General features: G+C 64.2%; 10 protein-coding genes. All 10 read right to left on the reverse strand.

Features of this window, described 5'->3' with window-relative positions:
* Positions 1 to 164 precede the first annotated feature (164 nt).
* The 10 genes from ACXJ1Z_RS02185 to ACXJ1Z_RS02230 all read right to left on the reverse strand — a co-directional run bounded on the left by ACXJ1Z_RS02185 (position 165) and on the right by ACXJ1Z_RS02230 (position 12076).
* Entirely contained in the window at positions 165 to 2483 is a 2319-nt protein-coding gene (locus ACXJ1Z_RS02185; RefSeq protein WP_463779223.1) for a molybdopterin-dependent oxidoreductase, read from the reverse strand.
* A complete protein-coding gene (locus ACXJ1Z_RS02190; RefSeq protein WP_463779225.1) occupies positions 2480 to 3451 on the reverse strand; it encodes an aliphatic sulfonate ABC transporter substrate-binding protein in 972 nt (323 codons plus the stop codon). The genes ACXJ1Z_RS02185 and ACXJ1Z_RS02190 overlap by 4 nt, the downstream gene beginning before the upstream one ends.
* 25 nt (positions 3452 to 3476) lie before the next feature.
* Positions 3477 to 4325, reverse strand: a complete 849-nt coding sequence (locus ACXJ1Z_RS02195; RefSeq protein ID WP_463779226.1) for a TauD/TfdA dioxygenase family protein — start codon at positions 4323 to 4325, stop codon at positions 3477 to 3479.
* A gap of 181 nt (positions 4326 to 4506) precedes the next feature.
* Positions 4507 to 5295, reverse strand: coding sequence for a class II aldolase/adducin family protein (locus tag ACXJ1Z_RS02200; RefSeq protein WP_463779227.1), 789 nt, complete (start codon positions 5293 to 5295; stop codon positions 4507 to 4509).
* Positions 5296 to 5400: 105 nt separating this feature from the next.
* Complete coding sequence (locus ACXJ1Z_RS02205; RefSeq protein ID WP_463779229.1) at positions 5401 to 6351, reverse strand: NAD(P)-dependent oxidoreductase; 951 nt, start codon at positions 6349 to 6351, stop codon at positions 5401 to 5403.
* Positions 6348 to 7520, reverse strand: a complete 1173-nt coding sequence (locus ACXJ1Z_RS02210) for an acyl-CoA dehydrogenase family protein (RefSeq protein WP_463779230.1) — start codon at positions 7518 to 7520, stop codon at positions 6348 to 6350. The genes ACXJ1Z_RS02205 and ACXJ1Z_RS02210 overlap by 4 nt, the downstream gene beginning before the upstream one ends.
* 1 nt (position 7521) lies before the next feature.
* Positions 7522 to 8505, reverse strand: coding sequence for an ABC transporter substrate-binding protein (locus tag ACXJ1Z_RS02215; protein ID WP_463779232.1), 984 nt, complete (start codon positions 8503 to 8505; stop codon positions 7522 to 7524).
* Between the two features lie 22 nt (positions 8506 to 8527).
* Entirely contained in the window at positions 8528 to 9865 is a 1338-nt protein-coding gene (locus tag ACXJ1Z_RS02220; RefSeq protein ID WP_463779233.1) for an LLM class flavin-dependent oxidoreductase, read from the reverse strand.
* 419 nt (positions 9866 to 10284) lie between these two features.
* Positions 10285 to 11652 carry a cystathionine gamma-synthase family protein gene (locus ACXJ1Z_RS02225; protein ID WP_463779235.1) on the reverse strand — a complete coding sequence of 456 codons (1368 nt, stop codon included), beginning with the start codon at positions 11650 to 11652 and terminating at the stop codon, positions 10285 to 10287.
* A 16-nt stretch (positions 11653 to 11668) separates the two neighbouring features.
* The gene (locus ACXJ1Z_RS02230) at positions 11669 to 12076 is read right to left on the reverse strand and encodes a MarR family winged helix-turn-helix transcriptional regulator (protein ID WP_463779237.1); all 408 of its coding nucleotides are present in this window, start codon (positions 12074 to 12076) and stop codon (positions 11669 to 11671) included.
* Between the last annotated feature and the right edge of the window lie 28 nt (positions 12077 to 12104).

A 12104-nucleotide genomic window follows, 5' to 3' on the forward strand; every position in this document is an offset into this window, starting at 1 on the left:
CTGTCCAAAACATACTGCATGATATTCACGCCGTCGTTGGATCGAAAACAACCAATATTATCTTATACTTATCCGCTTATCTTAAATATTAAATCCGTCAATTACAGCTATTTACGCGATAGTAATTTAAGATTATATCGATCTTTGTCAGAACATTTGATGATCTATGATTTGGCCACTGCCATGATAGAAATATCGACGAATTCCGGCAGATCGAAAGCCGTTACCGGCGGCGGGTCTCCCTCGTAACGGCGCAGGCCCACGAGGCACGTCTGGGCAGCGCAGCCTTGAGAAAGGCTGGACGAGGGCAGATCGAGCGTCAGCGTGTTAGGATTGCCATGGCGGTCGAGCCCGTCGACCGGATCGTACCATGCACCGGTAGCCAGCCGCAGCACGCCAGGCATGATCGCGTCGCTCGGCTGCGCGCCGGCGAGGCAGCGGCCGCGGTCGTTGAATAGTTCCACGACGTCGCCGGCCGCGATACCAAGGCGGGCGGCGTCGGCACTGTTGAGGTAGACTGGCTCGCGCCCGGCGATCTTGCCCGCACGACTGTAGGGGCTTGGATCCAGTTGACCGTGCAGGCGACGCGCCGGCTGGTCGGACAAGAGGTGGAACGGGAACTTGTGCGCGCTGTCGTGGCCCAACCATTCGTAGGGCTCGCGCCAGACCGGATAGCCAGGGCAGTCGGGAAGGCCCCAGCCGGCGATCCGCTCGGAAAATATCTCCAGCCGGCCCGATGGCGTTGCCAACGGATGCGCCAACGGATCACGGCGAAAGTCGGCGTGCATCACATGTGGTGCGTCGTGCGGCGACAAGTCGATCAGGCCGTCTTCCCAAAAGGCCGCGAAGTCCGGCAGTGCGATTCCTTGCGCCTGTACTTTCGCGCGACTCTCTTCGTAGATGCGCGCAAGCCAGCCGCGCACGTCGAGGCTTTCGGTGAACTCGGCGTCGACACCAAGGCGCGCTGCGAGATCGGTGAAGATCGCGAAGTCGTCGCGCGCCTCACCCACCGGTGCTACCGCCCGGCGCATCGCGATGTAGAGCCCTTCGCGAGTGGCGAAGCCGATGTCGTCGCGCTCCAGGCTGGTGGTGGCGGGCAGGATGATGTCCGCACGACGCGCGTGCGGGTTCCAGAACTGCTCGTGAACCACGATGGTCTCAGGCCGGGTCCAGGCACGCTCCAGCCGGTTGAGATCCTGATGGTGGTGGAACGGGTTGCCGCCCGCCCAGTGGATCAGGCGGATGTCGGGATAGGTGTGGACGCCGCCATTGTAGCGAAACCGTGCGCCCGGGTGCAGCAGCATGTCGGCGACGCGGGCGCAGGGGATGAAGTCCGGCACCGGGTTCACGCCTTGGGGCACAACCGGTCCGGGCACGTGCGGATGGCCGCTTCCCATGACGTTCATCGCGCCATAGCCGACACCATAGCCGCCGCCCGGCAACCCAATTTGCCCGACCATGGCCGCCAGCGCGACCAGCGCCCAGAACGGCTGTTCGCCATGCGCGGCGCGCTGCAGTGCCCAGGCAGCGTTTATCATCGTGCGGTGCGAAAGCAGATCGCGGCCCAACGCCTCGATCGTGGCGGCCGGCACCGTCGTGATGGCCTCCGCCCAGGCGGGTGTCTTGGACACACCATCGACCTCGCCAAGCAGGTATGCGCGAAAGCGCTCGAAACCGATGGTGTGGCTGTCGAGAAAGTCAGGGTCGAAACGTGGATCGTGCAGCACCACGAAGGCGAGCGCCAGCATCATCGCGGCGTCGGTGTTGGGGCGGATCGGAATCCACTGCGAAGCGTCGCCCTGTCCCAGGTTGTCCCCGACCGGCCCGATGTTGACGATCCGCGCACCTGCCTCGCGCAAGCGGCGCAAGCCGTCGCGGGCGCGATGGCGCCCTGCGCCGCTGGAGGAGACGCGCGTGTTCTTCAGCGGCACGCCACCAAAGGCGACAAACAGTTCGGTATGGCGCTCCAGCACGTCCCAGCTGGTGTGCGCGGCATTGCTCTCGTCCATAGGCGCGGCGATATGGGGCATCAGCACGCGCCCGGCGCCCAGGCTGTAGCTGTCGACGCTGCGAACATAGCCGCCAACGTGGTTGTAGAAGCGATGCAACTGGCCGACCGCATGGTGGAAGCGCCCTGCGCTGGCCCAACCATACGAACCGCCGAAGATCGCCGCATTGCCGTGCTGCTCGCGCACGCGGGCGATCTCAGCCGCGACAAGGTCGAGCGCGGTGTCCCACTCGATTTCGACGAACGGATCATGTCCGCGATGGGTCGTCGCGCCAGGGCCATGCTCAAGCCAGCCGCGCCGCACCGCTGGTCGCTTGATCCGCAACCGCGTGACCGAGGGATCGAGCTGGTCGAGCCCGATCGGATTGGGATCGGGATCGCTGCTGAGCGGCGCCAGCGTCGGCGGCCCGTCCCCGGCGCCCGCTCTAACCTCGTAGACGCCCCAATGCGCCGCGTTGTAGCGCACGCCGCTCATGCGAAGCTGGCGTCGAAGCCGACGTGCACGTCGACCCGCTCAGCCAGTACGCCGGCGCGGTAATAGCGGTCAGCGGTCTGCTGTTCGGCCGCAATCAGCGCTGCGTCGATGGGTACCGGCACACGGTCGTTGCGCGTCGCGGTAACGGTCAGCACGTCGAGCGGCATTCCGGTGTCGCGGTGCATCAGTTCGACATATCCCGCCTGATTGTCGCGCGACCACTGCCAGCCGGCATAGAGCCGATCATGATAGTCTTTCAGGATGGCACGTTTGTCGGTGATCGCGCCTTCACGGCCGAACAGGAAGGCATAGCCGGGTACAAGATCCTGTTTGCCCTTGAGAATGCGGGCGCCTTCCTTCTCGGCCGCGGCGGCGTTCGGGTCCCAGATCGCCCAGGCGTCGACCGCACCGCTCTCAAGCGCCGCCCGGCCATCGGACGGCGATAGGAAAGCAAAATGTACTGCGTCATACGGCTGGCCGTAAGCCTCCAGCACCGCGAGCACGTGGTTGTGGCTGATCGAGCCGCGGGGGGTGGCAACGGTCTTCCCCGCCAGATCGCCCAAGGATCTGATCGGGGAATCGCCGCGCACCAGAATTACGGGACCGGCTCCGCGCGATTGCTGCGCACCGATGGCCTTGATTGTGGCCCCCGAGCCGATCGCGAAGATGAACGCGGAATCGCCACCAACACCGGCATCGATCGCACCGGCATTCAGTGCCTCGAGCAGCGGCGCGGCATTGGGGAACTGCGACCAGACGATCTGGTACGGGGCGCCGGTGAGTTTGCCCGCACCCTCGATCACAATGCGAGAACCGCCGCGCTGGTCGCCGGCAAGGAGCCTGCCGCTGGCGTCGCCGCTGCCTCCACGCCCGCTGCACGCAGCCAATGCTGCCCCGCCCATGAGCGCGAGCAGCGACCGGCGAGGCAGCGCGCCTTGGCGCAACTGATCGAAAAGCTTGTCGCTCATGAGCGGACGAGACGTGCAAGCCGGCTCAAAGGTCGGCGTAAAGCGGTTCGTCGGCGATCAGGATGCGATGCAGCTTGCGCGGATAATCGCCGTAGTTCTTGACCGCGTAGTGCACCGAGGCGCGATTGTCCCAGAACGCGACCGTGCCTGGGCGCCACGAAAAGCGTGCCTGAAACTCGGGCCGCTTGTACTGGCGCAGGATCTCAGCAAGAAGCGCGCGGCTATCTGACAGGTCCATACCGAGGATCTGCGGTTTTTCCGAAAAGTTGACCCAGAGGATCTTGTTGCCCGTTTCGCGGTGGATGCGAAGCACCGGGTGCGAGACAATCGGGTACTGATGGCCGGAACCGGTCAGCTCTTCGTTGAAGTTGTGCGTGACAAACTTGCCTTCGAGCCTTTGCTTCAGCTCGTCAGAAAGACCTTCGTAGGCTAGGTTCGCGTCCACCCACACGGTGTCGCCGCCGACGGGCGGCAGGTCGATGTCGCGCAGCACAACGCCCCATGTCGGGACCAAACGCCAGCTGGTGTCGGTGTGGTAGGCATCGCCGGCCAGCACGTCGCGCTGGTAGCGTGCCGCGTAATCGTCGCGCGCCGCGATCGCGTGGACGGCCGCCACGTTGTCGTCGCGGCGGGCGCTGGGGTGCGTGTAGAGCGGACCAAACTCAGCGGCGAAGGCGGCGTGCTCGTCGTTGGTCAGTGACTGGTCGCGGAAGAACACGACCTTGTGTTCGATCACGGCCGCCCGGATCGCGGCAATCTGCTCGGGCGAGAGCCTGCGCGACAAGTCGATACCCTCGATCTCGGCGCCGATGGTCGGCTGAACGGGACGGACGGTAAAGTCGACTGCGGGCTTGGCGATAGCGGCGGATGCCATGGTTTCGTGCTCCTCGATAAGGCGGCTTGGTTCCAGCTGCGCTTGGGCGATCATAGTGCTGCCGCGGCGGCCCCGGGTGGGGGTCGCCGCATTTGACACCTCTGATGCTAAGGTCGTTCGCGTCATCGGGCCAACGCGGATGGCTGATAGCCTAGTGAGGATCCGTCATCAGCCGAGTGATTTAAGCGTCAAAGCCCGGCAGTTCGCGGGCGACCTTGCGGAGCACCGCGTCCCATACCAGCTCGCCATGCGGCTTGCCTTCGCGGGCGCGCGCTGCTTCGGGCCGGGATTGCGCCTGGCGACGCACTTCTTCCTGCGCGGTATCGGGAGCGATCAACACGTTCTGCCGCCCGCCGGCAAGTGCGGCGACTTGCACCGAACAGGCGGATTCAAGCTGATAGATGCCGCTCCACGCCTCCCCCGGGGTCGCTCCCAAAGCCAGCGTGCCATGGTTTCGCAAGAGCATCAGCTTGGCATCGCCAAGATCGCGCACCAGCCGCTCTCGCTCGTCCAAATTGAGCGCGACACCTTCGTAGTCATGGTAGGACAGCTCGGGGATGATACCGAGCGCGCGCTGGCTGATGGGAAGCAACCCTTCAGCGTGAGCCGAAGCGCCCATGCCGTCGGCGGTATGGAAGTGGGCGATGTAGTGTGCATCCTCACGAGCGGCATGGATCGCCGAGTGGATCACGAAGCCCGCATAATTGATGCCGTACGCGCTGTCCGACAGAATGTTGCCGTCCAGGTCGATCTTGACGAGGCTGGACGCGGTGATCTCGTCGAAGGTGAGGCCGAATGGGTTGATTAGGAAATGGTGATCGGGGCCTGGCACGCGCGCCGAGATATGCGTGTAGAGGAAGTCGTCGAACTTATAGATCGCCGCGATGCGGTAGAAGGCGGCGAGGTCGACCCGCACCTTCCACTCCGCATCGGTGATCTCGCGAGGATCGATATGGTAAGCCGTCGCCATGGCGTATCTCCAAAACTGTGATCCGCCTTTGACGCTGGCAATCGCGCAATCACAATCGAGTTCAAGTGCTGAGCCTATCAACGCCGCTCATAGGATCGGCGGCGCTCAGTAACCCCTCCTTGGATCGACGACGTCCGAAGGCATCTCGCCTTGGGCGAAGCGAGCCAAGTCCGAGGCCAGCTTCTCGAACAGGCGATGACGCACGGCCTGGTAGTTGGAGGAGATATGCGGCGTGATCCGCACCTTGGGGTGAAGATAGAGCGGGTGCCCGTCCGGCAGCGGCTCCGGGTCGGTCACGTCGAGCGTGGCATAGGCGAGCATGCCTCGGTCAAGTGCCTGGATCAGTGCATCCTGATCGACGATCGAGCCGCGAGCAACGTTGATGAGGTGTGCGCCGGGCTTGACTTGCGCGAGTAGCGCGCGGTCGAACAAGTGCCGCGTCGCCGATGTGGCAGGCACCGAGATGACGATGTGGTCGGCCTGCGCCACCACCGCCGCCGCGCTATCGAGCATCTCCACCCCCTCGGGCGTGATCGCACCGGAAGTGCCGCGGCGGACCGCTACCACGCGTGCACCAAGCGCCAGCGCACGGCGCGCCACCGCCTGCCCGATCGCGCCCAGACCGACCACACCGACGGTAGCCCCAGCGAAGCGGCCGAGCGACACGAAGCGCCAGTCCGCCGCCGACCGGATCGAGGCCGAAGCCAGATCCTTGGCCCGCAGGTAGATGGCGGCGATGACGTAGTCGGCGATCTCGTCCGAGGCAGTGCCGCGCCCACACGTGACCAACGGCGCGTCGAGCAGCCAGGACGGATAGAAATCGATCCCTGCCGAGGCCGAGCACACCCAGCGCAGCTTGCCCGGCCAGGACACCGGCGGCCGCGCGTCGCGCAACGCTTGCCACTCGGGCGAAGGGCGCACCACCAGCACGTCGGCCCGCGATGCCGCCAGCCAGGGCTCCGTGACCGGCGCGGAATATACGGTCGGCCCAAACGGAAGGGCGGCCAGGCCTGCGTTGAACTCCGGTTCGAGCTGGCTGGCGACAAGGAGGCTCATCGCGCCAGCCCCGCCTTGCCGGCCGCCACCAGGATCGTGTCCGCTTGGGGCGAATGGATGCGACTGCACAGCACGTCGCGATAGTGCCGCTCCAGGGGGTTGTTGCGGCTGATACCGGGATTACCCGTCAGTTCGAGGCCGATCTCGACGGCGCGGATCGCGTTCGTCGTGGCCACGTGCTTGATGAGGTTGACCTGATCCGATTGGGCAAGCTCGCCACGGTCGGCGGCGTGCGCGGCGGTCTCGATCAGCGTGCGATTAACCAGCAACAGCGCATCGATCTCGCCGAACTTCTCCTGCACTCTGGGAAGCGATGCCAGCGGCGCCCCGAGGTTGGCGGGCACGCGGTCGTTCAGGTAGTCTGCCAGCCAGTCGCGCGCAGCGCGGGCCACGCCATCGTAGATGGTCGAGATCGCGAGCGCGTTCCACAAGGCCTGGCCATTGCCCTCGCCTGGCTTGGGCGCCCACTCCTCCGGCCGGCGCAAGTCGACCGCCCAGCCCTGCGGCGTTGGAGTCTCATCGAACACGACCTTGTGACTTACGGTGGCTCGCATGCCGAGATGGTCCCACTCGGGCACGATGGTTATTCCTGCGCTTGCCGGATCGACAAGGAACAGGCCCACCAGCGGCTCGTCGCCATCGGTGCGGGCCCAGACGGCAAACCAGTCCAGCCCGGTCGAGCCGGTCGAGTAGATCTTCTCGCCGCTGATCCGCCAGCCGCTGTCAGTGCGCCGAGCGGTGGTCTTGGGAAGACCGCCGCGCACTGGGGTGCCCAGTTCCGGCTCCACCCGGAACGTTCCAATCAGCCCCCGACCCGCAACCGCTTCGCGAGCCAGCCGCTCGTAAAGCCCGGAGGGCCAGCGGCCGCCTTTCTCGGGCGCCGCGTGGAAGGCATATGTCATGAACAGGATCAGCGCGGTCGAGGGCTCGCCCTTGGCGACGGCACCCAGCACCCTCAGCGTATCGGCGAAGCCGGCGCTTGCGCCGCCTAGATGCTTGGGAACAGTCAGGCCGATCAGTTGATCGCGGGCGAGCAGATCGAAGTTCGCGCGCGGGAACTCGCCCGAACGATCGTAACCTTGCGCGCCCAGCGCAAGCTCGCGCGTCAGCTTGGCAAGCCGCGCGTCACTCGGCACTTCGACCGGGCGTGCGATCGTCTGGGTGACCATATCAATTACCCTTGGTCAAATCGGCGTTGAATCGGGGATCCCACAGCCCCCGCACGTCGACGCGTCTGGGAATGAGGCCTGCGTCAGTGAAGACGTCGGCCACTCTCTGCTGCGAGGCGATCGCGACGCGGGTGACCGGGCGCAGTTCGAAGCTGGCGCTCTTTCGCCGGAACTGGTCCCGGACATAGCTGGTGGGAACACCGATGTCGGCTGCCACGATCGCGGCCCACCTGTCCTGGTTCGCATTGGCCCAGGCCAGCGCTCTTCGCTGCAGCCCCATATAGGCAGCGATCTGCCGAGACTTGGCGGCATCCGCCAGCGCATCGCTATGCGCAATCAGGACGTAGTTGCCGGAGAGAAACCCCAGCGCCGTCTTCAGGATGCGAGCCCCCTCGGTTGCGATCGCGCGCTGAATCGGAAAGCCGTAGATCGCCCAGGCGTCCAGCGAGCCTTGCGAGAATGCCGCCGCGCCGTCGGTCACCGTCAGCGCCACCGCATCGATATCGGACCAAGCAAGGCCTACCGAACGGAGCATCTGGATCAGGAAGTATTGCGAAGTGGTCGCGCGGACATAGCCGACGCGCTTGCCCTTGAGCCCGGCTAGATCCTTGATCGCCGATCCCTTTGGCACCAGTACGACCTGGTTGTTGACGTCCCCATGGTACACGGCAATCTGACGGAAGCTCTGGATCGTGGAGGCAGCCGCGAAGACCGGCGGGATTTCGCTGGCGCCGCCGAAATCCAGTGAGCCGGAATTCAGCGCCTCGATCACGAGATGTCCCGATTGGAACTCCGAGTAGGCGAGCGGAAAGTCGGGCGCGATCCCTGCTGCCTTGAACAGAAGGCGATCGTCACTCTCGCCCTTGCCGGTGATTGAGACCCGCAGCGCGGAATTCTGTGCCTTTGCACACCCCGCAAGGCCGCCGAAGGTCGTGAACGCCAGCGCCGCTGCAACACCGCGAATGGCATCACGCCGGTTGGTCACGGGCCTCTCGAGTAAATTCACGTCACTCTGCCGCTTCGAGAAGATCTTGGCGCGCGTTTCGATGCGCGGGGACCGGCAGGCCGAGGTGCTCGCGCAGCGTCGCTCCTGTGTAGTCGCGGCGGAACAGTCCCCGCTCCTGCAGGAGCGGCACGACACGCTCGCGGAACAGCGCGAAATCGGCGGGTCGCGTTACGCGCAAGTTGAAGCCGTCGGCAGCGCGGCCCACGAACCAGCGCTCGATCTCGGCAGCCACCGTCACGGGGGAACCGACGAACGGGCTGTTCCACTGCCCCAGCTTGTAAGCCGCCTCGCGCAGGGTCAGCCGCTGTTCGCGGGCAGTGGCGATAATCCGCTCGGCATGGCCCTTGTAGCTGTTGAGCGTCACCCCGGTGAGATCGGGGAAAGGGGCATCCAGGTCGTATTGCGAGAAGTCATGATAGTTGAACGCGCGGCCGAGCTGCACCAGCAGCTTGCCTAGATCCAGCCCCTCCTGCTGCCGGCGTGCGATCGCCTGAGCCTCCTCGTCCGTCTCCGCCAGGATTGGGAAAAGACCGGGCATGACGACGATCTGGTCCGGATCGCGCCCGAGCGCAGTCGCTCTGCCCTTTAGATCGGCATAATAGCGTTGTCCGGAATCAAAATCCATCGCCGAGGCAAACACGCCCTCGGCGATGTGCGCGCCAAGGTCCCGCCCTTCCGAGCTGTCGCCGGCCTGGAAGATCACCGGCTGCCCTTGGCGCGAGCGGGTCAGTGCCAGCGGACCGGCAACCGAAAAGTGAGCGCCCTTATGGTCCAGGCGGTGCTGCTTGGACTTGTCGAGGAACACGCCCGTCACCTTGTCGCGCGGGAAGGCATCGTCCTCGTAGCTGTCCCACAGCCCTTGCACCACCGAGACGAACTCCTGTGCACGGGCATAGCGGTCAGCGTGAAGGAAGTGCTCCTCGCGACCATAGTTGCGCGCCGCGCCCTCCAACCCGGTGGTGACGACGTTCCAGCCGGCCCGGCCACGGCTAATGTGGTCAAGCGAGCCGAACTGCCGGGCGACGTTGTAAGGCTCCCAGTAAGAGGTGGTCAGCGTGCCGACGAGGCCGATCTGACTTGTCCGTGCGGCCACCGCTGAAAGCAGCGTCAGGGGTTCCAGACGATTCAGGAAGTGTGGCGCAGTGTCGGGTGTGATGAACGGGGAATCGACGATGAAGACAAGGTCGAACTTCGCCTCTTCCGCCAGCTGCGCGTTGTGCGTGTACCAATCGATGTCGATGCTGGCGTCGCCGGCAAGATCGGGGTCGCGCCAGGAATGCTGATCAGTGCCGACGCCTTCGAGAATGGCGCCAAGGTGAAGCTGGCGATCGTGGGACATAGAAGCTCCTGTGGTTGCCAGACCTTAACCGTCAAGACAGGCGGCTTGTTAGTGAGCTTTGCTGATACCGTTATGAAATGCTCTGCCCAAGAGGCTGGAAGACTCCGGGATGACACCTTCGCTCAGGTGCATATGCTGGTGGTTGGCTTGTTGCTGTGCTGCTTATATTCCTGCGGGCATAGCCCTGATACCTGACCGCAAAACAAGCGTCCGTGTGCGCCCGTCGAGTGCTTCAAAGCCGCCAATCCGCCACCTACCCCGAGCCTAAACATCGACAGTATCGGTCGTGCTGCCCGAAGCCGCCCTTTGCTTGCGTCTGCTCGCACCCGATCAGGCAACATCATGGGAATGAACAAAGGGCCGCTTTTGGTCCCGGCATCGTAGCCCGCCAATGCCTGGAATGAGGGCGGGAACCCAAGCTATGCCTTTGATGGAGCGTTGATATTCGCCTCTGAGGCGCCGAAGGCATTCGCTAAGTCAGCGACGATGTCGTCGGGATGCTCGATGCCGATCGACAGCCTGATCGTCGATCCTAGAACGCCGATGCGGTCACGGGTCCCGACTGGGACTCCCGAGTGGGTGGTCGATGCCGGGTGGCAGGCGAGAGACTCAGTTCCGCCCAAGCTCACGGCGAGTTTGAAGATCTGCAGACGGTTCAAAAACTTGAACGCAGCAGCCTGTCCGCCGACGATATCGAACGAGAAGGTCGAGCCAGCTCCGCTCGTCTGCGCCGCCGCGGTGTCGGCTTGTCGTGAACCGGCAGGATGAAATGGAACATAAGCCACGCTTGTGACCTTGGAATGCTGCTTCAGGAATGCAGCAGCGACCGAGGCATTGGCGTTCGCCCGCTCCATCCGCAGGCTCAATGTCTCAAGTGAGCGGCTCAGCATCCAGCAACTGTGCGGGTCGAGCTGTGTCCCGATGGCGCTGCGGAGCAAGCGGATCTCGCGCATCAGTGTCGCCGAGCCCAACACCGCGCCCGCGACCAGGTCAGAGTGGCCTCCGACGTACTTGGTCAGCGAGTAGAGCGAGATGTCGGCACCGTGCTTGAGTGGCTGCTGGAACACCGGACCGAGCAGCGTATTATCGCACACCAGCAGCGGCCGATGACCTTGCCTAACGCCGATGCCGTCGCAGATGCGCGCAAGAAGCGCAATGTCCACCAGGCTGTTCGTCGGGTTCGCCGGAGTCTCGATGAAGACGATCGAGACTCGTCCCAGCGCGGTCGCCTGCGCTGCCGCCGCAGCGATCACCAAGTCATCAAGTCCATCCGCAAAGCCGATGGACTTGATGCCGAGGTTCGCCAGTGTCCGAGTCAACAGCGTCTCGGTGCCACCATATAGTGGCTGGGAATGGAGGATGACGTCTCCCGGCCGCGCAAAAGCCAGGATCGTCGTCGTGATCGCGCCCATTCCCGAGGAGAAGACCACCCCTGCCTCGGCCCCCTCGTAGATCGCGAGCCGGTCCTCGACGATCTCGCTGTTGGGATGGTTGAAGCGCGAATAGACCAGCCCGCGACCCTGCCCCGGTGGGGGCTCTTTGCGACCCGAGACGTAGTCGAAGAAGTCGCGCCCCTCCTCCGCAGTGGGAAAAACGAAAGTCGAGGTCAGGAACACCGGTGGCTTAACCGCGCCTTCGGAAAGTGAAGGGTCGTAGCCGTAGTTCAGCATGAGCGTTTCGGGATGCAGCTGGTGCTCGCCGATCGCGGTCTTGCTTTCGCGCGGTATGGTCATCATCCAGTCCTCTTCTGCTGCGGTGACCGCGTCTGGTGCCGTTTGCGACGGCAAGGAAACCGCCAACTTGTCAAGTTCGCATGTTTTCGAGCATTTCAATCAGCATCGGACGAAGGCGCAAGACTTCCTCGCGATGGGTCGCAGTCAGCGTTTCCAGAATATCGTCTGCGCGTTTGGTTAGCGTGAGCAAGGCCTGCCGCTTGTCGCGGGCCGAAGGCTGCCGTCGCACAAGATCGAGCGCGACGAGCCGGTCGACCAGCCCAGTCGCGCTATGGGGCTTGAGGATCAGCCGCTCCGCGAGATGACCGACAGTCGCGACGCCCGCGTCCGCTGCACGGATCACGAGCAGAGCCTGATGCTGCTGGGCGGTCAGGCCGGAACCGGCGGCCTTGCTCTCACTGAAAGCCAGGAATTGGCGGATCGAGAAGCGGAACTCCGCAAGATCAGCGTAATCCGCATCAGTCAGTTTGGGTGGCATGGCGCTCGATCCCTCATCAGCCGCAAGG

This window comes from Novosphingobium sp. TK46 (assembly GCF_055361525.1).

Coding starts and splice junctions, on each gene's coding strand:
- ACXJ1Z_RS02185 (WP_463779223.1), bottom strand. CDS start 2,483: ATGAGCGGCGTGCGCTACAACGCGGCGCATTGGGGCGTCTACGAGGTT.
- ACXJ1Z_RS02190 (WP_463779225.1), bottom strand. CDS start 3,451: ATGAGCGACAAGCTTTTCGATCAGTTGCGCCAAGGCGCGCTGCCTCGC.
- ACXJ1Z_RS02195 (WP_463779226.1), bottom strand. CDS start 4,325: ATGGCATCCGCCGCTATCGCCAAGCCCGCAGTCGACTTTACCGTCCGT.
- ACXJ1Z_RS02200 (WP_463779227.1), bottom strand. CDS start 5,295: ATGGCGACGGCTTACCATATCGATCCTCGCGAGATCACCGATGCGGAG.
- ACXJ1Z_RS02205 (WP_463779229.1), bottom strand. CDS start 6,351: ATGAGCCTCCTTGTCGCCAGCCAGCTCGAACCGGAGTTCAACGCAGGC.
- ACXJ1Z_RS02210 (WP_463779230.1), bottom strand. CDS start 7,520: ATGGTCACCCAGACGATCGCACGCCCGGTCGAAGTGCCGAGTGACGCG.
- ACXJ1Z_RS02220 (WP_463779233.1), bottom strand. CDS start 9,865: ATGTCCCACGATCGCCAGCTTCACCTTGGCGCCATTCTCGAAGGCGTC.
- ACXJ1Z_RS02230 (WP_463779237.1), bottom strand. CDS start 12,076: ATGCCACCCAAACTGACTGATGCGGATTACGCTGATCTTGCGGAGTTC.